This is a genomic window from Chryseobacterium sp. GW823-FHT05E08, from assembly GCF_058795655.1.
In genome coordinates, this window is the sequence record NZ_JBXAHY010000004.1 from 375,895 (window position 1) to 400,566 (window position 24,672).

General features: G+C 35.4%; 29 protein-coding genes. 9 read left to right on the forward strand and 20 right to left on the reverse strand.

The features are described 5' to 3' along the window. Window positions 1-166 precede the first annotated feature (166 nt). Window positions 167-1,105 (forward strand): hypothetical protein, encoded by a 939-nt coding sequence (locus tag AC1Q7L_RS15760; RefSeq protein ID WP_492307676.1) that lies wholly within the window; start codon window positions 167-169, stop codon window positions 1,103-1,105. Between the two features lie 166 nt (window positions 1,106-1,271). Here the strand turns inward: AC1Q7L_RS15760 and AC1Q7L_RS15765 are convergent, their stop codons facing one another. The 9 genes from AC1Q7L_RS15765 to AC1Q7L_RS15805 form a co-directional block, all read right to left on the reverse strand. Then, window positions 1,272-1,511: a Type 1 glutamine amidotransferase-like domain-containing protein gene (locus tag AC1Q7L_RS15765; protein ID WP_492307677.1), complete on the reverse strand. Its 240-nt coding sequence runs from the start codon at window positions 1,509-1,511 to the stop codon at window positions 1,272-1,274. After that, window positions 1,505-1,792: a hypothetical protein gene (locus AC1Q7L_RS15770; protein ID WP_492307678.1), complete on the reverse strand. Its 288-nt coding sequence runs from the start codon at window positions 1,790-1,792 to the stop codon at window positions 1,505-1,507. The genes AC1Q7L_RS15765 and AC1Q7L_RS15770 overlap by 7 nt, the downstream gene beginning before the upstream one ends. Window positions 1,793-2,297: 505 nt before the next feature. After that, window positions 2,298-2,903 carry a YciE/YciF ferroxidase family protein gene (locus tag AC1Q7L_RS15775; protein ID WP_492307679.1) on the reverse strand — a complete coding sequence of 202 codons (606 nt, stop codon included), beginning with the start codon at window positions 2,901-2,903 and terminating at the stop codon, window positions 2,298-2,300. A 241-nt stretch (window positions 2,904-3,144) separates the two neighbouring features. Then, a complete protein-coding gene (locus tag AC1Q7L_RS15780) occupies window positions 3,145-3,306 on the reverse strand; it encodes a hypothetical protein (RefSeq protein WP_492307680.1) in 162 nt (53 codons plus the stop codon). Window positions 3,307-3,319: 13 nt separating this feature from the next. Further along, window positions 3,320-3,916: a Crp/Fnr family transcriptional regulator gene (locus AC1Q7L_RS15785; RefSeq protein ID WP_492307681.1), complete on the reverse strand. Its 597-nt coding sequence runs from the start codon at window positions 3,914-3,916 to the stop codon at window positions 3,320-3,322. Between the two features lie 1,023 nt (window positions 3,917-4,939). Continuing rightward, the gene (locus AC1Q7L_RS15790) at window positions 4,940-6,193 is read right to left on the reverse strand and encodes a phage tail-like protein (RefSeq protein WP_492307682.1); all 1,254 of its coding nucleotides are present in this window, start codon (window positions 6,191-6,193) and stop codon (window positions 4,940-4,942) included. A 10-nt stretch (window positions 6,194-6,203) separates the two neighbouring features. Further along, window positions 6,204-6,680 carry a phage tail-like protein gene (locus AC1Q7L_RS15795; protein ID WP_492307683.1) on the reverse strand — a complete coding sequence of 159 codons (477 nt, stop codon included), beginning with the start codon at window positions 6,678-6,680 and terminating at the stop codon, window positions 6,204-6,206. A 141-nt stretch (window positions 6,681-6,821) separates the two neighbouring features. Further along, the gene (locus tag AC1Q7L_RS15800; RefSeq protein ID WP_492307684.1) at window positions 6,822-7,571 is read right to left on the reverse strand and encodes a hypothetical protein; all 750 of its coding nucleotides are present in this window, start codon (window positions 7,569-7,571) and stop codon (window positions 6,822-6,824) included. A gap of 390 nt (window positions 7,572-7,961) precedes the next feature. Continuing rightward, complete coding sequence (locus tag AC1Q7L_RS15805; protein WP_492307685.1) at window positions 7,962-8,153, reverse strand: hypothetical protein; 192 nt, start codon at window positions 8,151-8,153, stop codon at window positions 7,962-7,964. 159 nt (window positions 8,154-8,312) lie between these two features. On the opposite strand from AC1Q7L_RS15805, the gene AC1Q7L_RS15810 reads away from it, so the two are divergent. Next, window positions 8,313-8,444, forward strand: a complete 132-nt coding sequence (locus AC1Q7L_RS15810) for a hypothetical protein (protein WP_492307686.1) — start codon at window positions 8,313-8,315, stop codon at window positions 8,442-8,444. A 426-nt stretch (window positions 8,445-8,870) separates the two neighbouring features. Here AC1Q7L_RS15810 and AC1Q7L_RS15815 read toward each other — a convergent pair whose 3' ends face one another. Genes AC1Q7L_RS15815 through AC1Q7L_RS15830 form a run of 4 tightly spaced genes read right to left on the reverse strand, consistent with a single transcriptional unit; the run spans window position 8,871 to window position 11,085 of the window. Next, a complete protein-coding gene (locus AC1Q7L_RS15815) occupies window positions 8,871-9,125 on the reverse strand; it encodes a DUF6520 family protein (RefSeq protein ID WP_492307687.1) in 255 nt (84 codons plus the stop codon). Between the two features lie 51 nt (window positions 9,126-9,176). After that, window positions 9,177-10,661, reverse strand: coding sequence for a MauE/DoxX family redox-associated membrane protein (locus AC1Q7L_RS15820; RefSeq protein WP_492307688.1), 1,485 nt, complete (start codon window positions 10,659-10,661; stop codon window positions 9,177-9,179). 18 nt (window positions 10,662-10,679) lie between these two features. After that, window positions 10,680-10,847, reverse strand: coding sequence for a hypothetical protein (locus AC1Q7L_RS15825; protein WP_492307689.1), 168 nt, complete (start codon window positions 10,845-10,847; stop codon window positions 10,680-10,682). A 16-nt stretch (window positions 10,848-10,863) separates the two neighbouring features. Then, window positions 10,864-11,085: a hypothetical protein gene (locus AC1Q7L_RS15830; RefSeq protein ID WP_492307690.1), complete on the reverse strand. Its 222-nt coding sequence runs from the start codon at window positions 11,083-11,085 to the stop codon at window positions 10,864-10,866. A 277-nt stretch (window positions 11,086-11,362) separates the two neighbouring features. On the opposite strand from AC1Q7L_RS15830, the gene AC1Q7L_RS15835 reads away from it, so the two are divergent. Then, window positions 11,363-13,072 carry a tetratricopeptide repeat protein gene (locus AC1Q7L_RS15835; RefSeq protein WP_492307691.1) on the forward strand — a complete coding sequence of 570 codons (1,710 nt, stop codon included), beginning with the start codon at window positions 11,363-11,365 and terminating at the stop codon, window positions 13,070-13,072. A 46-nt stretch (window positions 13,073-13,118) separates the two neighbouring features. After that, window positions 13,119-13,964, forward strand: a complete 846-nt coding sequence (locus AC1Q7L_RS15840) for an RteC domain-containing protein (protein ID WP_492307692.1) — start codon at window positions 13,119-13,121, stop codon at window positions 13,962-13,964. Window positions 13,965-14,011: 47 nt separating this feature from the next. Here AC1Q7L_RS15840 and mobC read toward each other — a convergent pair whose 3' ends face one another. The 5 genes from mobC to mobA form a co-directional block, all read right to left on the reverse strand. Continuing rightward, window positions 14,012-16,012, reverse strand: coding sequence for a conjugal transfer protein MobC (gene mobC, locus AC1Q7L_RS15845; RefSeq protein ID WP_492307693.1), 2,001 nt, complete (start codon window positions 16,010-16,012; stop codon window positions 14,012-14,014). Window positions 16,013-16,136: 124 nt separating this feature from the next. Further along, window positions 16,137-16,955, reverse strand: a complete 819-nt coding sequence (locus AC1Q7L_RS15850) for a helix-turn-helix domain-containing protein (RefSeq protein ID WP_492307694.1) — start codon at window positions 16,953-16,955, stop codon at window positions 16,137-16,139. 127 nt (window positions 16,956-17,082) lie between these two features. After that, entirely contained in the window at window positions 17,083-18,078 is a 996-nt protein-coding gene (locus AC1Q7L_RS15855; protein ID WP_492307695.1) for an SDR family NAD(P)-dependent oxidoreductase, read from the reverse strand. Between the two features lie 121 nt (window positions 18,079-18,199). Further along, window positions 18,200-19,483, reverse strand: coding sequence for a conjugal transfer protein MobB (gene mobB, locus AC1Q7L_RS15860; protein WP_492307696.1), 1,284 nt, complete (start codon window positions 19,481-19,483; stop codon window positions 18,200-18,202). A 1-nt stretch (window position 19,484) separates the two neighbouring features. Continuing rightward, complete coding sequence (gene mobA / locus AC1Q7L_RS15865) at window positions 19,485-19,922, reverse strand: conjugal transfer protein MobA (RefSeq protein ID WP_492307697.1); 438 nt, start codon at window positions 19,920-19,922, stop codon at window positions 19,485-19,487. A gap of 363 nt (window positions 19,923-20,285) precedes the next feature. Between mobA and AC1Q7L_RS15870 the strand changes: the two genes are divergently transcribed. The 4 genes from AC1Q7L_RS15870 (at window position 20,286) to AC1Q7L_RS15885 (ending at window position 22,390) form a co-directional block, all read left to right on the forward strand. Next, entirely contained in the window at window positions 20,286-20,438 is a 153-nt protein-coding gene (locus AC1Q7L_RS15870; RefSeq protein WP_492307698.1) for a hypothetical protein, read from the forward strand. A 143-nt stretch (window positions 20,439-20,581) separates the two neighbouring features. Further along, window positions 20,582-21,349 (forward strand): ParA family protein, encoded by a 768-nt coding sequence (locus tag AC1Q7L_RS15875; protein ID WP_492307699.1) that lies wholly within the window; start codon window positions 20,582-20,584, stop codon window positions 21,347-21,349. Window positions 21,350-21,353: 4 nt separating this feature from the next. After that, complete coding sequence (locus AC1Q7L_RS15880; RefSeq protein WP_492307700.1) at window positions 21,354-21,749, forward strand: DUF3408 domain-containing protein; 396 nt, start codon at window positions 21,354-21,356, stop codon at window positions 21,747-21,749. Between the two features lie 11 nt (window positions 21,750-21,760). Next, entirely contained in the window at window positions 21,761-22,390 is a 630-nt protein-coding gene (locus AC1Q7L_RS15885) for a hypothetical protein (protein ID WP_492307701.1), read from the forward strand. A gap of 94 nt (window positions 22,391-22,484) precedes the next feature. Here AC1Q7L_RS15885 and AC1Q7L_RS15890 read toward each other — a convergent pair whose 3' ends face one another. Both AC1Q7L_RS15890 and AC1Q7L_RS15895 read right to left on the reverse strand, forming a co-directional pair. Beyond that, complete coding sequence (locus tag AC1Q7L_RS15890; RefSeq protein WP_492307702.1) at window positions 22,485-22,754, reverse strand: hypothetical protein; 270 nt, start codon at window positions 22,752-22,754, stop codon at window positions 22,485-22,487. 291 nt (window positions 22,755-23,045) lie between these two features. Beyond that, window positions 23,046-23,333 carry a hypothetical protein gene (locus AC1Q7L_RS15895; RefSeq protein ID WP_492307703.1) on the reverse strand — a complete coding sequence of 96 codons (288 nt, stop codon included), beginning with the start codon at window positions 23,331-23,333 and terminating at the stop codon, window positions 23,046-23,048. 1,029 nt (window positions 23,334-24,362) lie between these two features. On the opposite strand from AC1Q7L_RS15895, the gene AC1Q7L_RS15900 reads away from it, so the two are divergent. After that, window positions 24,363-24,668: a DUF4134 domain-containing protein gene (locus AC1Q7L_RS15900; protein ID WP_492307704.1), complete on the forward strand. Its 306-nt coding sequence runs from the start codon at window positions 24,363-24,365 to the stop codon at window positions 24,666-24,668. Window positions 24,669-24,672 lie beyond the last annotated feature (4 nt).

Sequence of the window (24,672 nt, forward strand, 5' to 3'; positions counted from 1 at the left end):
ATATAAATTATTATCATCCTTGGCTTTTGCCGAGGATTTTTTGTAATATTTCATAATTTATTACAACTTGTAATCTTTATATTTGTTGAATAAGTAAATTTTTAGATATAGTTGCTTTTTAATCCCAGAAAGCCCAAAACGTTAGCGAAAATTTTATACAAACGGAATGGAATATAATTTTAAGGATAAAAAATACAAAGTTTCAGGTTTCGAAACTTTCTTGACAAATCAATTAAAAAAACAAGATATTGAAAACGTATATCAATTTTTAAATGAATTTATTGAAAAAAATAATTTTGAATATAAAGACATATTTTCAATTTTAGAAAGATATATTGATTATTCGAAAAGAATTGGAATTGAAAAAAACAAAATTTTAGAAAATGTAAATAATAATTTCGAAAAATTTCAAGAAATAAACTTGATAGATTCAATTCTACCTCTTTCAAACTTATTTTCCAAGATAGATGAAGAATATGCTTTGAATTTCCTTGATAGTAAACTTAATCTTGTTCCCAATAATACTAAAGAAAAGATTAGTCTATTATTATTTAAAGCAGACATACTAATCTTAAAAAAAGAGTTTGATAAATCTTTTTCCATTTTAAGAGACTGCTCAAATCAAAGTTATGATTTATATATTTTTGATTCATTAGAATTAAAAAGAATAATTTTTGAAAAAATGTCAATTATAGGAGAATTAGAAAATAAAAGTGACATTGCAGTTAATTATTTTGTTTATTATTGTGCATTTCAAGCAAGTTTAGAATTTATGCATTTTCCTTATTTAGATTCATATAGAAACTTTAGATTAAATTATTCAATTCTCGAGAACTCAGAAAGTGAAATAATTCAAGTAATGGGGCACTTAGAAAAATTGAATATAGATGCTACTAAATTGAATAAAATTCTACAAGCAATTTACGAGTACGAAATTCCTAAAGCATTCAAATTAGAAAATATTGACATCCGTAAATTTAGCGTTTCGGATTTGCCAATTAAAGAATTAACATACTATTCAAATTATAGTATGAATCTTAAAGTGAATAAATTAATTTCAACAATTGAATTTTTAACTTCACAAAAACTAAAAAACTTTTACTAACAAGGATTTGCCAAATGCAAGGTTGAAATGTTCCCATAAAATATTTGTGCAAAGTTCAACAACAGTAATTCTATTGAACTTTTGTTCTAAAATCTCCGCCTTCGGAAAGCTTGACAATATTGATAAAAGATATAAGTAAGTCTCAAAAAACGATTATTAAGTAGGCTCAGTCCTGAATCAAGTTTGATATCATGTCCGAGTATTGTCTCACCATTCTCTGCTTCGCAGATATAATATCGGGCATGCACATCGCTCCGGCACTAGTGCCAGCAATCATAAAACCTTCCTCGTTTAGATATTTTTCTTTAAGCTTACTGGTAATATCTGAGTTTTGCAGATGTTTACAAATCCTGTTCTGATCACACCTGTAAAAAACACTGTTTTGGAATCGGATATTCGTTAACAATCAATCAGAGAATCAGTGAAAATTTTCCACTGAATTTTTGACATAGCGGCTATGGCCAATAATGCCGTAAAAGTATTTTTGATCTTGTTAATAAAACCTGTATTGAGATTTGCAGTTTCATTTCTTCCATATACTGCAACTTTTATATGTCTGTCCTTTTTTGAAATCATAAATGTTGATGAAGAATGTTTGCTGTAAAAATGTTCTATATGCTCATATTGACCATGGGGTTCATAAGAAGGCTGGAAAATAATATAAAGTTTTTCAATATCATAATTCAAATGAACGATATCCTTTATCCTGACCCAAAATGAGGCGAATCCAGATCAGGAAATGCGGTAATATTTATTCTTACGAAATCACCTTTTTTAGGGTTACGAAAGGCGGGTTCACCCTTACAATCAAAAAGTTTAAAATCTGTAAATGTATAATTATAATACTCTGCCCAGTTGTAGATATTTAGAAATTTTGTTCTGATTTACTTCAAATGCTTTGGTCGCAATGTCGGTGTCCTCAAAGTGTTTCTCACTTTCAGTGTCGTGGAAAGCTCCCTTTCTCTGCCTAGGAAGTCCGTGAATCTTTTTAGCTTTTAAAGATGTAAACAAGGTTATTTAAATGAATACCAAAGTAAGATGTATTTTTATAAATGGTATGACTAGGGTCAGCGACTTATTTGGCTGCAAGTTTTAATTTGTAGATAAGTTTTAATTACTAATGAAACCGAACCGATTGATAAGCAATAAAAAAAGCAACCTACAGGTTACTTTTTTTATTGCTTATGTTATCTTATTTATCGTCTTCTTCTGCAGCTTCAAGATTAATTTCCGAAATTGCCAGGTCTGTCAATAATGAATCACAAGATTTTTCTTCATCCAGTGTTTGTTGAAGAATTTTCATTGCCCCGTCTTCTTCCAATAATTGGCAGTATGCAACTAGAGTTCCGTATGAAGCAATTTCATAATGTTCAACCTTCTGTGCAGCTGCGATAATCGCTGCATCACGAACAGCACCAGCCTCAGTTTCTTCCATAATACCTTCACCTTCCTTGATTAAGCCTTCCATGGCATCACATTTTTCCGCTTTAGCTTTTTCATCTAAAATTTCAAAAACTTCTTCAAGGCGGTTGATCTGTACATTAGTCTCAGATTTGTGGTTATTGATTGCATCCTTTAGTTTTGGAGAGGTAGCATTTTTTTCCATCTTCACCAGCGCTTTTGATAAATGCTTTTCTGCCCAATACAGATCTTTGAGCCCATCTACCAAAAATTCTCTTAAATTTTCAGCGGCATCGCTTTTTGCCTTAATCTTTCCGCCTGTCGTACTTTTCTTTGCTGTTGTTCCTGATTTTGTTGGAGTACTTTTACTTGTCTTAGGTTCTGTTGAATTTGCCATAATAATATTAAATTTGGTTTAAATTTTCACATCTAATATTGAGCCAATTTTTCATTTTACCAACATATTTAATGTTTAATGTTGAGTTTAAAATGAGGTCATGGTCAGAAATATTGAAATTTCACTACACTAACAGCATCAATAATTCTCGATCGATACCTACTAGCCTTCAGTATTTTATATCAGAAACAATCCTGCCATCAAAAGGGTTACTCCAAAAGACAAATATTTTATCGTCGAATCATTTAATTTCTGCTTGTAGTGGACTGAATTTACCATCGGGTAGTAACTCTTCAACAACTATATCTATTCCGTTACCTATTTGATCTTTATCAAATTCGACACTGTATCTTCCATCATCAGTTGCAACGAAATCTTCTTTTTGAAAAATGTAATTATTCATAATATTTTATTTTTTAGCAAAAGATTTTACCATTCTCAATTTTTACAGCATCATTATTTTGCATTTTTTTAATAGACCTTATTACGGTTTCCACTCTCAATCCTGTCAGGTTGGCTATTTGCTGACGTGTTAAGGGAACTTGAAAGGAAAAGGGGTTTTTACAATTATTATCTCGTTTAAGGATATTTAATATTGCTTGAATTTTGTTAATTGGGTCTGACGCTGCAAGATTAAGCATCATAAAGTACTTATCATATAGACAAGATGAAAAGTATTTCAAAAACAAAGAAGAAAGATGATCGTTGTCCTCTAACAACTTATAAAAGTCATTTTTCCGAAGCTTTAAAATGAGGCATTGAGTTATAGCAATACCTGTAACATTGTAAGGTTTAATATCAAAAAGGAATGATTCTGCAAAACATTCTCCAGCTGTCATAATATTTTGAATGAACTCTTTTCCATCATCAAATAAATTTTGCAGTCCAACAGTTCCAGTAACAACCTGAAAATAAAAATTAGGTACTGTACCTTCGGAAAAGATAGTTTCGCCTGATTGAAAATCTGAAAAATCTGCTCCGTATTTTAATAAAAGATCTTCATTAATTATCATAACTAAAAGAATTAAAGTTTAAATATGGTAATATTAGTTTTTGGTAGAATCCAAAAACTAAACCATTTTTGCAGTGAATATGATAAAAATATTTTATTATTACATTTATAAAGTTAAAAAAATATCTGTTAGTTAATAATCAAAAATAATCTCACAAAACGATCATCTCTTTTTTGATTATTAACGTCTTTCGACTTTCGAAAGATCCTCTATTATAAATATGTTGTTTGTTACCAAAAACTCACTTTTTATTAATTATTTTTACAAAATTTATTAGAATTTTTAAATTTTCAGCTATCCATTTTGATATTAATTATACTGTATTTTTTGATATAGCAGCATTCTAAAAGGGCTATTATCTAACTAAGGACTAGCTAGTTTTGCAGATGCGACTTTGCGAATTGAGAAGCTCAAAAGCGTGTTTTTTAACAAGATGTATTTTTTAATTTATTACTCATTTATTTTTAAATTTTTAAGGAATTTGCCTCGGCGAAGTTAATTTTTTTAAAAAAATAAATAAAAAGATGATTAAATAGCGAATTTGGAGGAAGTTTCAGATACGGCAGATTTGCAAAAGGCATAACGCTAATCAGCAAAAAATGAAGCCTTAGTGAAAGAGAAGGAACTTAAAAATAGAATTTTAAAAAGTCAAAAAAAAACAAACCGTTAAGCTCTACAGAAAAGAAATTTATTAAACTCGTAGACAAAGTTCGTTAAAAAGTATAGCACATTTTTGGGAGTAGGAGTACTTCCTGATATAAAGGTATTGCAAAGTGCATACTCAAAATATAAACCTAAATTGATTGTTGGCACTTGTGCAATGGTCTTTCTTTTTAAGTATAAGCTCAAGGCTGTATCTATCTTTAAAAAAGACTCCTGCTGTTATTAGGAGCAGGGTCTTAACATTTTAAAAATCTTATCTCTTACTGCCAAGTTGAGCACGAGCTGCGGTGTAACTATATAATCAAACTTACATAGTCTAAATAGACACCTCTTAAACAAGCTCAGTGCAAAAATAAGTGATTATTCTTTGATGCAACGCACAACGTATCCAGTAGCACGACTTACGTCAATACCACCGGTAAGTTGATAAGGACCAACACCATAAGGAGCTGAACCAGTATTTCTATCTCTTACAAAATTAAACTTACGTGCATTATTACCTGAACCAGTTGTAGAACTCATATAAATACCAGAGGCATCACGGTTAACTAAGGATCCATTAGCTGGATTACGAAGGCCAGCAGCTGGTAATGTCAAGGTTATTATACCACCTGTTCTGTACGTTAAAGCTGAAGAAAAGCCTAAAGGAGTAAAATTCCCAAAATCATTGGCAGAAACATTAATTGGGGTATTGTGAAATGTACCAGCTGGTGGATCACCCGCTATATTTCCTATCACATTCTGCCATTGTGCAATTGTTGGTACTCTAAATCCTGCTGGGCATGGGTCATTGACTGTTTTGGTAATATCATTCAATAAATTATTAGCAGGAACAGTTGTATTCCAAACACCAATAATAGCCGTCTGTGTAGCAACTGGCGCAACTCTACCCCACTGGTAGTAATTACCGTGTATTTGTTGTGTTGCAGCTATTAGTAAATTAGGATCTTTTGTATAGTCTGCCCCAAGGTTGTGGCACATGAAATTTTTCCAAGAGGTTTGTCCTGCACCTAAATAAGCACCACAAGTTTGTAAAGTAAAAGAACAGGTTTGTCCTCCAACAGTGATGGGGAACGTAGCAACAGAACCTATATTTGGTGTTCCCGATATTGTAAATACTAAAGAACCAGCACCAATTGCCAAGGTTCCTGCTGGAAGAGTTGCAGTAAGCCCCGTAGTACCTCCATTAGAACCAACTACACTGTTAACAGATATTGCAGGGTAAGCACCACCGTTTCCACCTGTATAATTTACTGTAACTGTTCCACCTGCATATAATCTTCCGGGAATAAAATTATAATTACTGACAACTGCATTGGTACAATCTAAAGCGCCAATAACAGGTGGTGTCGCAACAGCCCCCATACATTTCCAAAGTGGAGCAGCTGGTGTTCCGAAATTAGTACGTAAGCATTGTAGCGTAGTGTCATAATATGTTAATCCTTTAGCAGGAGAAGAAACTGGGGCAGTCGCCAAATTTACAAACTTAACTCCTTTAGAAGAACTACTGATCTCTAAACTAGAATTTGCATTTGGAGTTGCTGTACCAATACCTATTTGCGCAAAACTTAGGTTTGCCATAAGTAATAAAATAAAAAATTGTATATGTTTCATTTTGTTTTAATTAAAATTTATTTAATGTAATCCAGCTAGTGGTAAATATTTTCACATCATCAGATGTTGAGTTGTAATACATCATCCCTGCAACACCTGTAGGGTCACTAGCCAAGATTGGCAATATAATCCCTTTTGTAGCAACGTCTAACGCAGCATTACCATCAGGATTGGAAGTACCAATACCAACATTACCACTCGCAGGAGCAGCGCCAGCTGTTTCAGTAATTTCAGTACCTGCTAGGAGATTAAACCATTTATCGTTACTGCGTGATACTTGTAAACTATTTGCTGCGGTATCATAAAACACAATACCGTCTGTTGGTGATAAAAAAGACGTAGTTCCACTAATTCTAGGAAATAATAATGGGCTTCCTACTATATGAAGCATTGAAGATGCGTCTGGAGTGGCTGTGCCAACGCCCACTTGTGCTTTGGCGGCAAACCCAGAAAGTACTAATGCTGCTGTGTAAAGTAATTTTTTCATAATTAAATGATTTTTAATAATATATTAATTGTAATAAAGTTATAAGTTTTTGATTGTCAGAAAAAATGCCAGGTTACCTCTAGACTCACAATGACTAAAATTAGCTTTTTATCTTCTCTTCTTCTGTTGAAATAAATTTAGTTATACTCTAATTGTTTTCCTAATGCAAACATAGGATGACTGAAAATTAAAACTACCGACTGAAAACGGCAAAGCGAATTTAGACGGTTTCAACTCAATATGTTTTGGATAAGATTGGAAAAAAAATGTTGGTGGTTTAGAGAACAGTGCATAGTCAGCGGAGTGCTGCACGCAGTTGTTGTAGCTATAAATAAAGTAGTTACTTGCTACCGAAAGTGCTTTCTCCCCTAATGAACAAGCATAAAATTGCGAGAAATTCGTTACCGATTTTGTATGTTTTTTTTGCAGGCTAGTGTGCGAAGTTGAAATTACCATCCAACAGGAAAATTGCATTTTTAATATTGCATTTTCCTTAGATAATCTTGTTTTTATGACGATCGCAGATTGTTGAACTTTAGCATTGGTTCTCGCTATTTCTCTCAACTGAAAACGTACGGTTTGTTTTGTTTTTTTTGCTAAAAGTGAAGTTGTAGTGGTTTTATTTCTAATAGGAACATGCACAATAGAAGCATTACTAGTGCCATTTAGAATTACAGCAGTATTGCCTAGAATATACAGTGCATTATCGGTTGGGGAGGCAACATGTATGTTTTGCGAATTGCTAATTACCGTTCCCGAGGCAATATAGAGTACAGTATTTTTTTGAGAAAAGTAAAATGCACTATCTTGTGATTGGGCCGAAACTGAAAAACACCCTAATATAAAAAACAAGAAAAATATGCAACAGTGTTGCATTGCATTGCATTGCATTGCATAGGGTTTCTTTCTATGTACATATGAGTGCATTCATAATTGTGTGTAGATCGGGTCAGAGTTCATATAACAATTTCAACTTTGGTAAAAGATGTTTTCCATTTGCCAAAGAGAAATTACTAATAATTGCTTTTTTCATTTGTAGTTTTTAGAATCTTAATCCAAATTTTTACGAATTATTTATTCCAGACATGTAATGACTCAATTATGTTTTAATGAGTGGGGAATTTAATTATTATTGAGCCATATTGAAAGTAAGGTGGAAACAGAAATAGTATACTAACTTTTACATTAGTTTTTGTCCTAAAGACAATATTTTCTAAGAAGGGAGTAAAATTTTTCCATGATTAATTTTGTATTATTATGTATTGCATTGTTTTTTATAAATTATCTGAAACTAGCCTCTTTAGAAAAGAAAACCCTTTTGATTTTCAGAAAATCAAAAGATTTTTTTTTAATTTGCTGACCTCTAATGTCTAAAGTTGAACCAGGACTGGGTGTATTAACACCGATATTGCCTGACTGAGCCATTATAATACCAAAGATAGGCAGGGGAATTGAAAGCCAAAGCTTTTTCATAGAATGAGAGTTTTTAAATGTATGTAAAGATAGCATTTTATTTTTTATATAAATTAACATAAATTAATATTATTTTGCGTAATAATTAACATAATATATATTAAATGTTAAAGTTAGCAAATACTAAAAATGAAATGTAAATCTCAAAAAAACGATATGATGGCAGAAAAACATTTATACTCTGCAAATGAAGTTCAAATAATTTTGAAAAATACTATTGAAGCTACTTCTAAAGGTATTTTTGAATTTATAAACAATGAAAGTGTAGTTGTTGAAATTTTACAAAATTGAAATTCCCGGAGCTATTGTAGAAACTAATTATTCATCCCAAAAGAAAGTTTTTCAATACATAGATCAAGACTTGCAAAAGTCGGAATTATCTATAATAAACAATCTTAAATCTCAAAAAACGATCGATTGAACTATAATTTTAATGTTATAAAATCTTTTATAAGAAGAAACTGATAAAATGTAGAAAGGCATAACAGAGATGAAAGTTGATTTGAGTAGAAATTTTACCTTTTTTACTGATACCTTTTTTCGATATCCGAGATTGATATAGTAGTTTGAAAAGCAAACAACAGTAACGTAAGTCAGAATAACCAGTAATTTAGGTTTTAAAGTCGATGCTAACTTTTCATCAAATACAATTCTAAACTTCAGATTTTGTAAATTACTATAAAAAAAGAAGGGATGTTTTTACATCCCTTCACTCTGTTACTGAGGTTGAATTTCGAACAAGGTATCACCGCAAGAAGTTTCATCCAGCTGTCTTAAGGTTTGTCCATTAAAGGTACAGACCTCAGTTCCATTGGTATCACAACTTTTCGGTGTATCCACGCAGGCTGCTTCGCCCATGTTACCTAAACGGTAACCAATTTCAACAGCTTTCTTGCTGTCACTTTTTTTCGCTGCAAAAGCAGCTCCCGTAGCCATTGCCATAATGACTGCCGGCATAATGAACTTTTTCATAATAAAAAATGTTTAGTGTGTGCCTACTCTGTAAGGTTTTCGGCTTTCCCTTTATTTTAAAGCTTTAAGGAGACTTTCCCTGAAGCCGTAAGAAATGATTTCAGTTCCGATGATTGCATACAAGTGATCTTCTGTAATCATTAAGCCGCTCACTTTTTTATGATTGCGATCCGGAATATAAACACTACCCACATAGGTGTGATTCTCTATGTTGTAGATATCAATAATACTTGCTGATTTCCATTTTTTCTGGGATTCATTTTTTCCCATGAGATTTGAGTTGTTAAACAGGTATTTTTTATAAATCGCCTGCAGCTTATTCACTCTGTAAGAAGGTGCACTCATTTTTTTGCGCCCGTCAGATAAGGTGGTCGTTTTTATCTTTGCAACAGAAGTCGTATCTATGGTATTCTGGATGAGATGATCATTAAGATTTTGATTCATCAAAATCAATTGGTTTCTGTAAGTGTAGGTATAAATCATTCTTTGTCGATCTGATTCTGATATCAATAAACCATCAGAATCAAAGATTCCATCCATCTGTTTTTTCAGTATTTCAGGATGGAGCTTTACTTTTTTTTCATCATTCAGATCCAGAATTCCCAATGTAAAAGCTTTCGTTTTACCACTGATTGTGCGAAACACAAATCTTGTGCTGTCTAAGACAGCAAGCTGATCAAAATAAGCATCTTTATAACTTATATTTTCAGCGGCAGGATTATTAATTACCCCTCTGAAAATAACCGGCACGCTTCCATCATGTAAGTAGTAATATGGTGATTTGATTTGTAATCTTAAATTCTTATACAGGTAAACATAGGTGTCTAATTGTATTTTAAAATCTGAGGATGAGGAAAGATTTTTGGATAGAATTTTCGCTTCTAAAGGACGGGTAATATTTCCTAAAAATATGTCGCTTTGATCTTGGCCCGCAAAATAATAAAAGTCACTATCGAGTTCTCTCTTTTCCTGCTCGATCAATCCATTGGGAAAAAATCTTCGGGTAAAATTATTCTCTTTTTTAATGATATGTTCTGATGAAATGAATAGGATAATAACTAATGCAATACCCGATAAATTGCTGATGATGAGGAAATAAATACTTTTCCTGCGGGATAAATTTCTGATTTTATTTTCAACGTAAATAGCTACAATTCCAATTACAACGCAGGTTATATTAAATATGAGATGTTCCGTCCAGTTCATTTTCTCAAGAATACCTCCGCAGGAGCAGGGAACAAATTCACTGTAGTTTAAGATCAGGAAAATATAGATGGTAAAAGCAGACATCAAAGCAGTGGAAGCGTAGAGGCCCGATAATCGGGTCAGCGGAATCGTGAGCAGTGCTACGATTATGAATTCAATAGCGATGACACCATAAGAAATGACCCCTGCATAGGCCGTCAACAAAGGAGACTGTCCAATCTGAACCTGAAAGTTTTCAAAATCCAGTATTTTGCTGATTGCGGCATAGCAAAAAAGCAGTATAAAAAAGTAGGTGATCACTTTAACGATTATAGAATATGTCTTTCTCATGGTAGATAATTATAAATTTTAACAGACTTGAATCAATCTCCATTTGATTTTCCTTCCACAATAGTCAGGCATTTTCTCACCCTTAAATAAGGTGATTGTCGTTTTAAAATTCCCCATACTTTCCCAGATACCGCTTTCCGGACATGGTAAGCCTGTGACAACTGATATGGAGGTAAGGGGAATCATAGGTTATATAATTTGATTATTTATTTGGAACAAGCCGCCAGTTGTCACCATCTCTTACCGGCGGGTCTGGATCTACAATATCTTCTGATATTTTGGCAGAATCTCCTTTCATCATCATTGTTTTTTCTATCAGATCAGATTGATCATCACGTTCATTGATTTCATCATCTCGATGGGTACAGTTTTGCATAAAAACTGAAGCGACCGTTACACTAAAAATTGGGATTAACTTTTTCATTTTTAATTTTTTTGGTTGGTTATCCCGGCCGGATTGTATTAGAATTCTGAAGCCAAAGTTATCCGGCTGAAGCCACGAAAAAAACTACTCTAAGGACCCATTTTAAAATAGATACGTCTCAATTTTAAAATTGATACAGGGATAAACTTCCCCTAAAGCCTTATAGATAAAAGGATTTTGGAATACTGCTGCCGATAAGCTTCCAATTCCCTTAAAACTGCTTTATTTAGACACAAAATGTTTAATTTTGAGATGGTGAGGTTCTAATAATCAGTATATGAAAAAGTTAAATTACTTTTTCGTTGTATTTTCTGCATTTTCACAACTGCTATTTTCCCAGCAAAAAAAAGAAACAACTTTCAGTGAGATCAGAAAAAACTACGAAAAAATGACCATTGACGATATGGATGCAATGCCATATGTCAAATTGTACATCAAGAAAGCAAAAAATGAAAATAATCTTCAGAGATTAATTCAGGGATATAGGGACGGAAGACAGTTTGATTACCATAATAAAATCAAGTATGCTGACAGTGCTATAGCGGTCAGTATAAAGTACGGAACGAGTGATGATATAAGTAAAGATTATCTAAGTAAAGGAATCATCTACTATTTCTATCAAAAAAAATATAAGCTCGCCTTGGATCAATATCTAAAAGCTCATCAATATTCAAAAGGATCAGAGGATCAGTATCATCATTATAAGGTCATCTATCATTTGGGGATCGTCAAAGAACATTTGGGGTATTATGACGAAGCCCTTGAACATTTTCAGGACTGTGTTACTTTTTATTCGTCAAAACCAAAACATATCCTTCATGATAATGAGATGTTCAATTACAAGAAGGCCTATCTAAATAGCCTTCACCAGATGACCATCGTCAACAGGTATCTTAAAAACTTCAAGAAAAGTGACAGCCTTAGCCGGTTAGGATATCAAATGACCTTAAATGATCATGATTTTGTACTTGAAAACAGCTATTTCCTTAAATGCCTAGGCATCTCAAAATTTCATAATAAGAATTACGCTGAGGCAGAGAAAGATCTGGAAAAGGCATTGCCTGTGATTTCAAAACGTAATGACTTTGCGTGGGCTTCGGTGATTTACTATTATCTTGGTAAAATAGCCGAAGCACAAAATGATATAGATCAGGCGATCCATTACTACAGTGAAATAGATACGATCTTCGAAAAGCATGAATTTATACTACCTGAAGTTTACAGGAGCTATAATTTTTTGATTGAACATTATAAAAATAAAGATATTGATGAGACCAAACAGTTGTACTACACCAATCAACTGCTTAAAGCCGACAGTCTGATCTCAAAAGATTACCCATACCTGTCTTCAAAGCTTCATAAAGATTATGACCGCAGAACATTGATCGAGCAAAAGGACGATTTGGAGAATACCAGCACAAGAAAAATGAGGTTCGCAAAGATTATGATATTCTCTGGAACAATAGTCCTTGGTCTTTTTGTCGTGCGCTATATCAAAGACCGGAAAATAAAAAAACAATATGATCTGCTTCAAAATAGAATATCTGACGGGACTTATATTGTCAAAGATATTATACAAGATGAAACTATTGAAGACGCATCAAGGAAAACCACTTTAACACCAGAAATGAGCCTTGAGATTAGGGAAAAACTGGAAAAATTTGAACTTGAAAAGCAATTTTTGAAGAAGGGATTGACCGAAAAGGACGTTGCGGTGAAGCTGTCAACCAATTCCCACTATCTGTCAGTCTACATCAATGAACACAAGGGAATGAATTTCAATAAATATATAGCGGAGCTCAGGATCAACTATATCACCCATCTTCTCAATACCAATAACATGTACCTCCGCTTCACCATTGAGGCGTTGGCAAAGGAATGTGGCATCGCATCCCGCCAGAATTTCTCGAATCTTTTTTTTGATATTAATGGCATACGTCCGACTGATTACATCAAGAAGCGCAAACAGGAATTGGGAATCGGTTGATAGTGGTATGAATAGACGATTTTTTGTAATTTTCTGAAAAAAGGACATGGTAACAAGAACTATTTTTAGAAAGATCGCTCAATTGTATGAAGAATTAGAGTTAAGGATCAATGAAGTGTATGACGATGATGAAGACATGGTCAAGGTTGCAGAGGGGGCACTGATACTGATCGATGAATCCATCAGAAAGCTAAAGGAGATGATCACCAACCATCATTTTGAAACTATCGCCGAAGAGGTTCATTTCTTCAAAAAACTAAAGCCTCAGTTCATTTCAAAATTCATCTACTATTCCACAATTTTAGACCTCGAATCCCATAAACCGAGTGCCGGGGACAAGACTCTGAAAAAATATTATGAGGCAGAGCAGGAGAAACTAAAAAACTTTTATGTTGAACAGGCGGAGTTTTATGGCTATTACCGTAGGGAGGCGACCTATCTCGACCATAAGGTGTTTGTCAGGAATTCATACGATCTGAAAATGAAATTATCATTCGGCTTTTACAATTTTGACACCAGCTTCACCACTTCTCACGATCATCTGATAGCGAGATTCATGGCCAGTCAGCAAATGGACAAATACCTAAAAAAGCAACTTGAAAACTTAAGTGATAATGTCAGTACTAAAACTTTGTCACCATTGGTATGGTCTGCATCGAAGGTCGGACTGATCGAGCTCGTGTACGCCCTATATCAGATGCGCTGTTTCAATGGGGGTAATGTCGAACTCAGTGAGGTCATCAAATTCGTGGAAAGATCGTTGGACACGGACCTGGGCAACTTTCACAAAACGATTTTTGAGATCAGGAACCGCAAACAGGGTCCAACGAAGTTTTTGCATCTGGTCAGTGACCATCTCAATCAGTACTTCCTGAACACTGAAGGGGAGTAATTTTTTTTAAAACCTTAAATGCCTCCTAATGTCATTTAAGGTTTTCTTTACTCTTTATTAATCAGATGCTGTAGATCCGGATCATTTGAAATTCTTTCCATTTCATTACTGATAATCATAAGGACATCAGCTTTGATGTTTTTATAGTTGGCTGTAATTTCTTTCTGCATGCAGTCGATTCCTTGCTTGTCGACAAATGAACGGATTTGAGGTATTTTTTGATAATTCTTTTCCTGGGCAGAAAGTTTAACGGTATCAACGACGATCTCTGAATGAAAAATCTTTTGTTCTATTCTTTCATCGAAATTATCTGAGACCGCACCAACAAAAAATCCCTGTGTCAATGTTGAGATCTTAGAGGCCGGTATCAGACTGTCCAATTGCGTTGAAATGGATGTTGAAGTGTCATTCCTGTTGATGGAAATGCTCTGTCTTTTCTGCAAGACCTTACCGAATCTTTCTGATAGTAACTTTGCCGTTTCGCCCACCACCTGTCCACTGAAAATATTCCCAACGGTGTTTTGGATCACTTTGCTTTCCTTATCGCCATAGTCCCTTGTCAACTGTGAAAAATCCTGAAATCCCAGGCAAACAGAAACCTTGTTGCTTCTGGCGGTTGCGATCAGATTATCTAATCCTCTAAAATAGATGGTCGGTAGCTCATCAATAATCACTGAACTTTTCAGTTGACCTTTTTTATTGATCAACTTAACAATTCTTGAATTATAAAGCCCAAGTGCAGCAGAGTAAATGTTCTGCCGATCGGGATTATTGCCTACACACAAGATTTTAGGCTCTTTCGGATTATTAATGTCCAACGAGAAATCATCTCCTGTCATTACCCAATACAATTGTGGGGAGATCATTCGGGACAAGGGGATCTTTGCTGAAGCAATCTGTCCCTGTAACTGATCCTGTGCGCCTCCCTGCCAGGCATCCATAAAAGGGGACAGGTAGTTTTCCAGTTCGGAGTACGAGGTCAGGATTGTAAAGACATCCTCATATTTCTTATTCAGCAGTTCGATGGCGTGCGGAAAAGTGCAGTACGTACCATCCTTATAGATCTTCAGAAACCAAATGATCGCAGCCAAAAGGATGATAGGGCTTTCCACGAAAAAGTCACCCTGCTTTTGGATCCAGCTTCGGTTAAGATTCAGCATAATGGTATAGGCTGCTTCATACGCATCAGAGATATCCGTCATAAAGTTCGGGTTTAGGGGATTGCAACGATGACTTTTTCCGGGATCATCAAAGTTGATGATATAGAATTTAGGTTTTATTAAATACCCCTCAGAATGATGTAAAAGATGATTGTATGCAATGGTCGAAAGATCATCAAATTTAAAATCATAGATGTACATTGAGAATCCTTTTTCAATATGCTGTTTTATATAGTTGTTGACTACAGCGAATGATTTTCCTGAGCCTGGCGTACCTAAAACAATGGTGGCGCGAAAGGGATTCACCACATTGATCCAGCCATGATGCCATTTCCCCTGATAGTAAAATTTGGTAGGCAGATTGACTGAATATTCATTGTACAACAGTTTTATCTCCTGTTGAAAACTTTCATTCTCGTTATTGAATACATCATCCATTAAATGATTTTTCAAAAGACGGCTCATCCAAACCCCAGCCATCAGTAAAGTAATATATCCTAACGAGATGGTAAGGATATAGAGAAAGATGCCAGTTTCAGAGGGTAGCTTTAATAAGGGTTCGTTCAAAAAGAATAGTATAAATCCAATGCTCGAAACCACGTAAATTTTGGACCAGGTGATCTTCTCGTTCTTCACCCCTTTTGTGCCCAAACAGCTCAGCGCCAATAGTACCAAAGCAAATATCTTGGTATTCAGTGTATGAGAAAAAAGACCTGCGGTCTGCTGAAAGTTATCCAATATCTTGTTGATCAGTTCCATTGTCCAGCCGCGTTCCATAAAAAAAACATAGCAAAACCAATAAACATGCATCAACACCAAAATAACACTTATGGCCCGCATAAATGCCATAATCTTGGCAAGTCCTCGTAGATCATCTTCTCCGTGCATTATTTATTTTAATTTCTAGTGTTGTCCTGTGAAATTAAAGGCTCTAAATAGAGAACATTAAACTATGGCACTCCATGGCGATGAATGGCGGTGTTTGGAATAATAATATTAGCGATTCAAATTTTCAGCGATGTGAGTTCTTTACCATCACTTCTGTGGGGGTCAGTCCAAATTGCTTTTTAAAAGCAAATGAGAAATGTGATAAGTTTTCAAAGCCTGTTTCCAAATAAACTTCTGCGGGCTTTCTTTTTTTTTCGGATAGGTGATAATATGCCAATTCCAGACGCTTTTTTGTCAGCCAGCGTTGTGGTGTTGTGTTAAATAATTTACTGAAATCCCTTTTAAATGTAGTGAGGCTTCTCCCAGTGAGATAAGCGAATTTTTCCAGGGAAAGGTTAAACATAAAATTCTTTTCCATGTAGCCTGCCAGATCGATTTTTCCGGGATCTTCGAAATTGGCTAGTATTTGGTCTATACCTATATCGATGGTTCTCAGTATGCTGATTGCTTCTGTAATTTTTAAAGATGCAATATTCCCAGGCAGTTCCTTCATCTCAAAATATGGAATCAAGGAAGACAGGCAGCTTTCCACTAAAGGGTGATTACTGAAATGATATATTTTCTGCGATTCAGTGGTTGTAACCTTTACATCAAGCTTTGCATAAAAATCTCTCAATATTGATGTAGAGAGGTGCATTACAACTGTTTTGTGGGGCTTACCGTCCTTGGGATAATTGATGATAGTGGCTAATTGATTTCTTGGAATCAGGAAAATATCGCCCGTCTTGAAGATATAGGTGGAATCCGCCTGGACAATTTTTGTCTCTCCCGAAATGAACCAGATCAGCATGTGGTCCGCAAAAATAATGTCTGATTTGAAAAACTTATCCTCATAGCAGGAAAGCTTGATCTCATCCGTTATATATTTTGCCTCGTATTGCATGGGTTTGTTTTTATTTCTCCTTTAAGAAACTATACCGTAAAGATAAAAATTCCTAGATATCATTTTGTTAAAAGTCCGCTTATGCTTAAAAGAACGGAGTACGTATCACATTGACCTGATTTCCAAATTAAACAACTTGAAAAACCCCACCGATGACCTCTTCGCTCCATTTCCACAGTCGATTGGCATCTTTCTCGTCAAGAGAATGGGATTTTACCCCAGTCGATATGTCGCTCCCGGATGCTAACGGTGCAACATCCACATCCTCACAATACACACCTCCAATATGATCAAGCAATGGGGTAGTAGCACACCACACGGTAGTGGCAGCGCCCTGTGGAATGGTTTTGAGCGATGCGAGAACTTCGGGAAGCATATTGCCTTTTCCATCTACAAAACCCATTTTTTGGAAAAGTTCCTGCGGGGCCTCTCTTCCCAGTTCAGTTCCGCCGATGGAACCAGGGTGAAGGCTATATGCCCTTACATTGAAAGCTTTTGCACGGTTGTCTAACTCAAGAGCAAATAAGTTGCTTGCTGTTTTGGATTGACCATATGCTTGTAATGTGTCATATTCACGGTTCTGAAAATTTGGATCATCAAAATTAAAGGTTCCGAACTGATGACCTTGGGAAGATATATTAATAACCCTCGCTCCGTTGGCTTTTTTAAGTGCGGGCCACAGTCTTGCAGTTAATTGAAATTGTGCCAGATAATTGGTTGCGAGTTGTGATTCGATACCACGTATGTCGCTGCGCAGTGGTACCCACATAATGCCTGCATTGTTGATCAACAGGTGAAGCGACCTCCCTGATGTTAAGAATTTTTCAGCAAATGCATCAATAGAAACAGGATCCATTAAATCCATTGGTTCTATCTCAATATTGGCGATTCCATCCAGATTTCGTTCTGCTTTTTTTACATCTCTTGCAGGGACAATTACGGTTGCTCCTGCTTGTGCCAGGGTTTTGGCGGTTTCCAGACCGATGCCTGTATTTCCGCCAGTCACAATGGCTGTCTTTCCACTCAGGTCAATACCCTTGATTACATCTGTTGCGGTTGACATTGAGTTAAAACCCGAATCAATCGGTTGTTGCAATGCTCCCTGATAATTATTCTGTTCCATGTTTTGAATTTAATTTGTTATTGATGAAACAAATATAGAAAGGATATAAGTGTATTTCTTTGTTTAAACGTCCGAATTTGCTTTGTTTAAAAGGCTAAATCGAAGAAGCCTCCGAATATTCTCATTTTTGCATACTTTTCTTTTTCTTCTTCATTTTGTTGGCAAAATCCTGTTCCTCGTAATCTTCGCCCTGTGCTTCGGGCAATAGACCGCCAAATGCTTCAATCAAACCGTCTTTGAGTTTTGCAGTAGTTAAAAAGTCGAATAAATGATGTGGTTCTTCTTTAGGTAAATTCTCATTAATGTAGGACTGTGATTCTTTTTGTTGTGGCTGCACAGTTTCTTTAATGTAGGGTTTGGTGTTATTGTTCCAACAAGCATTAAATGTATTGGCAGAAAGTTCCTTTGCCAATCGTGAACCGTTCCACACCGTCTTAGAATAGTGGTCTATAAAAGTTATTCCATAAATACGTCCTGCATTATTCCGGCGTACTACGACGTCAATGCCCTTTTCCATCAATTGCTTTATAAAGGTCTGCTCATCTGCTGTGGTTTGCAGGGCTAGGATAATGGCTGATTTTAGGGTTTGTTTGATCGGGGAATCTTTCAAAGCTTTTTTACATTTTATAAAATGCTGTTCCAAAGCATGAAGTCCTGCATTTTTTCCGAATAAGGAAGCCTTGAACGGGTTTCCTGCTTTTTTGGCTTTCTCATTTATAGGAACGTACAATAAACCCTGCCAATACTTTCCCAACAATTCACCCTCCAGTTTTTCAGTGGTAATATTGAATAACGAAAGCAGCGCATTATACTCCCCCAAAGTCTGAAATTGGTAGTAGTCTGACACATGACGAACGACGGCAGCTATCTGACTTTTCACATCACCAGTCTGGTAATTTACCGGGCGGAAAATTTTATTATCCCCCTGATGTATTTTACTGATTGCGGATATTAGATCGAATTTCTTTTCTAGTTCTCGGCAGGCTTTCATCGAACGAATGTTTTCAAATCGATCGGAGATTTTTTTTCCTTCTTCATCTATACAAACCGAAACAATATGGATATGACTACGGTCAATATCGGTATGCTTAAACACAATGAAAGGCTGATCGCCATAACCCATTTCACTCATATACTGCTCAGCCATTTTTCTAAATTTCTCATTAGAAACTTTATCTCTAGGATCAGGATTTAGGGAAATATGTAGCGTATGCTTTTCGGTATTTCGGTTTGCTAATAGGTAAGACTTAAATGATTTTGCTAGTTGAGCAACAGAATATTTCCCGTCAGCGGTTTCAATCATTTTGTTGGTCATCAGAATCTCTCCCTTATCCTGTTCCATTTTTGAATTATTATAGGACAGTGTGCCAAAAAGATTACTGCTTCTTCCAATTTTTGCGATCATCCTATTCTTTATTTTTCAAATGTTTTTGATCAAATTCTTCTGTGAGCTGCATCACTTTTTTGAAGATATCGACCATTTCTAAGGTCTGTTTTTCCAATTTGTAAAGGATAGCTGCTGCTTTTTTCTCTGAAAAATTAGTGTATAACAGTTTCACCATCTGATTATAATTGACCCCAACAGCCCGGAACTGGCTATGAAATGAGGTCAGTCTCATATAAAAATCCACCGTTCCCTTATCCAATTTGATAGTCTTGATCGTCTTTTCAAAAATACACGATGTGATAAAATGGGCCTTAACGTTCATTCCCGACTGGTCAAAAAGTTCAAGAAAGCGGGAATGTTCCACCTCGTTAAACGAGATCGTATATCGAATCTTGGCAGGATCCGCCTTTGGACGGCGTCCTGTCTTTTTCTGTGGTTTACCATTAGGTTCACTCATCATTTATCCAATTAAATTTACAAAACATCGACTTCGGAGACTGTTTTTGCCTCCTGCAAGGGCAAGTTGTTTTGCGCATCCGAAAACGTTTCGAGATGCTCAAAACACAACTTGCCCCTTTCTGGTGAAAGGCTAAACCCACAATACAATATTTCAATCCAGCTTTACAAGTGCTTCTTATGTTTAAAGATGATGAGCTTTGATCCATACAATCTCCCTTTGACAAAGTAAACCACAATGCTTCACAGATCCTCTGATGTTCAGAAGGCCAAACAAGACCACTGCGAGTCAAAGACAACCACTTAAAAGCTAAGTGCAGCCGGATGTTATTTATTTGTACCAGAATGTCAGCGGGACTGATGGATGGCAACATTGTTTGAGATCTTGAGGGTTAGCATTTCAGCATTCAGGAATTCAAGCTTGCCGGACATCCTGAAAGCCCGAAGGAAAGAGATCAGTCAGGAATTACAACCTGACGGAAGAACGGGATCTATTCAAGACAGACCATCTCACTGATTGAAAGATTACTATAATTCCTGAAGTCAGATATGCTTTCAGTTGTCCAAGATTTAAGAAAAGCTGGAAGTAGCGCAATCCTTCTCTCCATCAGCCACTCTACAAGTACCATTAACTAATGTTCAACTATAAAATTAAAAAAAATGGAAACAAAAAAACAACCCGTAATTATCGCCTTTTCCACTCAAAAGGGAGGGGTGGGAAAAAGTACCTTCACAGCACTGTTGGCAAGTATCCTTCACTACCGTTTAGGATATCAAGTCGCTGTGTTCGACTGTGACTTCCCACAGTACAGTTTGATACAGATGAGAGAGAGGGACCTGAAAACAGTGATGCAGAATGAGGTATTAAAAAAAATGGCCCATAAGCAGTTTACAACCATTAATAAAAAAGCCTATCCTGTTTTCCAAAGCAAGACTGATACGGTTTTGCAAGAGCTTGAAGCGTATGTTAGCAGTTCCGAAGTTGTGCCGGATATCGTTTTTCTGGATCTACCGGGAACAGTTAATACAGCGGGTATCTTGAGTACACTTGCCAATGTTCACTATATTTTTTCTCCAATTACAGCGGATAGGGTTGTTCTTGAAAGCACTCTGAGTTTTACGGATGTTCTGACCAATATCCTGATGAAAAAAAAACATACCGAGATCAAAAGCATACAGCTGTTCTGGAACCAGGTCGATGGCAGGGAGAGAACACCATTATATAAAAACTATGAGAAAGTGATCAAAGATCTGGGACTTCAATTGATGGAAACATCCATCACAGACAGCAAGAGATTTCGGAAAGAAGGGGAGACGGTCGCCAAAACCGTTTTCCGCTCTACATTACTGCCAGCAGACCCTAAGTTGATGACATTATGCAGGTTGGATCAGTTTATGGATGAGTTTTTACGAATTGTAAAATTGTGAAAAAATGGACACTGATAAAAAGAAGAGCGAAGACAACAATATCGATGAACAATATTTGATGTCTATCATGGCTGGCAACACAAAGAAGGAGCTGCAGAGTGAGGAACTATATTCCCAAAAGGAAAAGCCAATGACGAAGCAAAAAATAAAAAGCAAAAAAATCAGTGAAATTACCTATGCTGAGCAGTTTTTAACCCATCATACAATGACTAAGCGCGGTGATAAAAGTATTTACATCCGTCCTGAATATCATGAACGACTGTCCCGAATCATTCAGATTATTTCAGATGATCAGATCCCTTTATATGCCTATCTTGATAATATCCTGACATATCATTTCGAGACTTTCGAAAAAGAAATCACCAATGATTTCAACAGCAAATACCGTCCAATCTTTTAATCTTTCATCATATGGAACAATTAATCATCATAGGGTTATTACTCATTATCATCCTACTACTGTGGGATAAGAAGTTTACAAATCAAAATCAGCATTCTCACGAAAAGAGTGCCGAAGATCACTGGAATGTGCCCTCTATTATGGGAAAAACAAAGACAGAAGAAAGAAAGTTAAAGCCATCTGATGTCGATCAAGGCCAGGGCGAATCTATCTTACTAAAAGCAAATAATTTTGATTTAGAAACCAAGGAGGAGGTATTTGAAAATATGGCTTCGAGGAAAGAACTTGACGATATTCTTGTCAGAAATAATGATTGGGATGACGAGGAAGAAGACTGGCAGTACCAGGATGATTCTAAAATAGAAAGCGGGTTTGCCACAGGGGTTACCTTTCAGGAATTGAGTACTGCGGGACAGCTGCTTCAACAAGATGCGCTGGAGCCTGACCTTGAACAACAAGCAGTTCTCATCATTCAAAAAATTCATGGAACCGAGCTTTTTGATCTTTTAGAAAATTCATTAGGTGATGCTTCAAAGCGAATTGCTGCTCTGCTGAGCCAGAGTATTTCGAATGAAGATGATAAAATTTCTTCTAAGTGTAAAGATGGTGCAGAAGGTTTCGACATTGGGGAATTTGTTTAGGCAGCTTCCCCTTTTGTATTATCTGGTCATTTTATAGATAATGTCAGTGCAAACTTAACTTTCCATATTTTTCATAAAGATGCATGTCTGGTTCCTAATCAACGACTCTTGAGATTTTATAACTATCAGACGATTGTTTGTGCACAAACTTGCATGTTGCGCAATTGGTTAAGGGTTTTGTTTTCCAGGCAACAAAATTGATAGAGTCCTGTTTGTATGACTTCGTTAGCTTTAATCGGATATACTTCTGCAATTTCTGGTATAAGAATTCTTCTGTTGTATGAGTAATTTTTAGCGACTCTCGTAAAATCATCAATGGTTTCTTCATATCCTGCCAATCCGCCAACATCATTAAAGAATTCAAGATTTTTAGTAAAATATTTTAAGTGTGTTCATCTCCGCCGTTGGCGACATTAAAGAGCAAGCTGTCCTTCTTCTAATGATAGAGTACATAAGATCAGATGTTTTATTTTCGTTTTTTAAATAAATTTCGCAAATTATAAATAAACTGTTTCTGCATGTTTACGCAATCATGTGTATCATTTAAGATACTATGTTATAACCATTCGGTTTATAAAATTAGGTAACTACGACATACGACTTTACACTAAGTATCAAAAAAATAATCCCCACTACAATGGTGGAGATTACTTTTTTAATTATGGCTTTCAATTGCAGATCTAATATCTGTTATTTCTAATGCTATTTTTTCCAGTGGGGAAGTTTTATCGGGATCAGCACCTTCATCAATACCTCCGATATTTAGAAGGGAATCATATAGTATTGCATTTCTTTGAAACTCTAATGCTTTAGTAAGGTAAAACTGATCAAGAGCGCCTCCCTTAGCAAATGGCACCTGACTATTGTCAAATTCCCGTACAAGTAGTGCTTTGATTTCTATCAAGTCTTTTAATAATATTTCTTTAGTGCTTTTCTTTAACATGTGCTTTATATTTATTTGTAACTAATATACAAAAAATCCGAAAACGGCATAAAATTTGAAAAATGAAAATTAATCACATCCACTATATATCTTTCAAATCACTTCCCTGACTGCGGTCGGGGATTTTTACTTTTTTATTTTCAGGAAATTAGAAAATAATTTACCTTTACAAATATCTCTTGATAGAGATATTTTTTTCATCATTTGTGTTAACCTCTCGCCCCTGAGAGGTTTTTATTTTGTATAAAATTCAATTCAGATATTTTTAATATCCAGGAAATTTAGATCTCTCATTAAGGGAGTTTTTTTATAAACTACAACCAACAATTTGTCAAAAAATAAATACAGCCATAGCTTAGTATAAAAATAAAGCTATGACAGGTGAAAAATAAACTTATAAGTTTTAACTTTTCTTTTCAATGCAATATTCTCTACTTGTAATTGTGCAAGTTTACTTTGTTGTTAGAATAATCGCAAGATATAAATAGGGTATTAGTTTGACTAAAATAATGTTGATTTCATGTTATTTATTTTTATGATTTTCAAAACTTTGTTTATAGTTAATTGTAAATATTTTATTATCATTAACTTGATATAAATCTTCTGTTGCTGTGTTAACTAAAGATGAATTATCACCAGAATACTTAAAAAAATATCTTCCAGAATTAGAAGTGCATCTTCCAAGTAAAAACCCGATCATTAATGCAACGAAATAGTAATTCTTATCAATAAGTACTATTTCATTTGTTATAAGTTTTGCTTACTCAGTGCCAAAATGAAAGGTTTCAATAAATTGCTTCATTTTCCAGATATTTTTATCCTAAAACTTTTGATCTCAGACTTATCGATTTGATGAATTGAGACAGCACTTTGACCTCAAATTGTTCCATTCAATTAACGTACATTGTTAGTTAAAGCCAAAGGATTCCCCATGCCGCCATTCTTCTAAAGTAATCCCAAGACCCTGACATCTTTGTCCCATAGTTCCGCAAAGTGCGGCACACCATAACAAATTGATGTGTTTCAATTATGAGAAAACAAAGAAAAAAACTACTGCTATCAACTCTGACCATTTTAGCAGTAACGGGTGTCTTTGCCCAAGGCAATGGTACCGCAGGAATCAACGAAGCGACCCAGATGGTCACCTCTTATTTTGAGCCTGCAACGCAATTAATTTATGCGATAGGTGCGGTCGTGGGACTGATCGGCGGGGTCAAAGTCTACAACAAGTTCAGCAGCGGTGATCCCGACACCAGCAAGACCGCTGCCAGCTGGTTTGGTGCGTGTATTTTTCTGATCGTGGCAGCAACGATCCTTCGTTCATTCTTCCTTTAAAATG

Bases quoted from the DNA above. Each gene is read 5' to 3' on its own strand.
- mobB (WP_492307696.1), bottom strand. From the start codon at position 19,483: ATGATCGCAAAAATTGGAAGAAGCAGTAATCTTTTTGGCACACTGTCC.
- AC1Q7L_RS15775 (WP_492307679.1), bottom strand. From the start codon at position 2,903: ATGGCAAATTCAACAGAACCTAAGACAAGTAAAAGTACTCCAACAAAA.
- AC1Q7L_RS15840 (WP_492307692.1), top strand. From the start codon at position 13,119: ATGGTAACAAGAACTATTTTTAGAAAGATCGCTCAATTGTATGAAGAA.
- AC1Q7L_RS15800 (WP_492307684.1), bottom strand. From the start codon at position 7,571: ATGCAATGCAATGCAATGCAACACTGTTGCATATTTTTCTTGTTTTTT.
- AC1Q7L_RS15760 (WP_492307676.1), top strand. From the start codon at position 167: ATGGAATATAATTTTAAGGATAAAAAATACAAAGTTTCAGGTTTCGAA.
- AC1Q7L_RS15805 (WP_492307685.1), bottom strand. From the start codon at position 8,153: ATGAAAAAGCTTTGGCTTTCAATTCCCCTGCCTATCTTTGGTATTATA.
- AC1Q7L_RS15895 (WP_492307703.1), bottom strand. From the start codon at position 23,333: ATGTTAAAGAAAAGCACTAAAGAAATATTATTAAAAGACTTGATAGAA.
- AC1Q7L_RS15825 (WP_492307689.1), bottom strand. From the start codon at position 10,847: ATGATTCCCCTTACCTCCATATCAGTTGTCACAGGCTTACCATGTCCG.
- AC1Q7L_RS15870 (WP_492307698.1), top strand. From the start codon at position 20,286: ATGGCAACATTGTTTGAGATCTTGAGGGTTAGCATTTCAGCATTCAGG.
- AC1Q7L_RS15810 (WP_492307686.1), top strand. From the start codon at position 8,313: ATGGCAGAAAAACATTTATACTCTGCAAATGAAGTTCAAATAATTTTG.
- mobA (WP_492307697.1), bottom strand. From the start codon at position 19,922: ATGAGTGAACCTAATGGTAAACCACAGAAAAAGACAGGACGCCGTCCA.
- mobC (WP_492307693.1), bottom strand. From the start codon at position 16,012: ATGCACGGAGAAGATGATCTACGAGGACTTGCCAAGATTATGGCATTT.
- AC1Q7L_RS15900 (WP_492307704.1), top strand. From the start codon at position 24,363: ATGAGAAAACAAAGAAAAAAACTACTGCTATCAACTCTGACCATTTTA.
- AC1Q7L_RS15850 (WP_492307694.1), bottom strand. From the start codon at position 16,955: ATGCAATACGAGGCAAAATATATAACGGATGAGATCAAGCTTTCCTGC.
- AC1Q7L_RS15885 (WP_492307701.1), top strand. From the start codon at position 21,761: ATGGAACAATTAATCATCATAGGGTTATTACTCATTATCATCCTACTA.
- AC1Q7L_RS15790 (WP_492307682.1), bottom strand. From the start codon at position 6,193: ATGAAACATATACAATTTTTTATTTTATTACTTATGGCAAACCTAAGT.
- AC1Q7L_RS15820 (WP_492307688.1), bottom strand. From the start codon at position 10,661: ATGAGAAAGACATATTCTATAATCGTTAAAGTGATCACCTACTTTTTT.
- AC1Q7L_RS15795 (WP_492307683.1), bottom strand. From the start codon at position 6,680: ATGAAAAAATTACTTTACACAGCAGCATTAGTACTTTCTGGGTTTGCC.
- AC1Q7L_RS15785 (WP_492307681.1), bottom strand. From the start codon at position 3,916: ATGATAATTAATGAAGATCTTTTATTAAAATACGGAGCAGATTTTTCA.
- AC1Q7L_RS15880 (WP_492307700.1), top strand. From the start codon at position 21,354: ATGGACACTGATAAAAAGAAGAGCGAAGACAACAATATCGATGAACAA.
- AC1Q7L_RS15830 (WP_492307690.1), bottom strand. From the start codon at position 11,085: ATGAAAAAGTTAATCCCAATTTTTAGTGTAACGGTCGCTTCAGTTTTT.
- AC1Q7L_RS15780 (WP_492307680.1), bottom strand. From the start codon at position 3,306: ATGAATAATTACATTTTTCAAAAAGAAGATTTCGTTGCAACTGATGAT.
- AC1Q7L_RS15815 (WP_492307687.1), bottom strand. From the start codon at position 9,125: ATGAAAAAGTTCATTATGCCGGCAGTCATTATGGCAATGGCTACGGGA.
- AC1Q7L_RS15855 (WP_492307695.1), bottom strand. From the start codon at position 18,078: ATGGAACAGAATAATTATCAGGGAGCATTGCAACAACCGATTGATTCG.
- AC1Q7L_RS15835 (WP_492307691.1), top strand. From the start codon at position 11,363: ATGAAAAAGTTAAATTACTTTTTCGTTGTATTTTCTGCATTTTCACAA.
- AC1Q7L_RS15875 (WP_492307699.1), top strand. From the start codon at position 20,582: ATGGAAACAAAAAAACAACCCGTAATTATCGCCTTTTCCACTCAAAAG.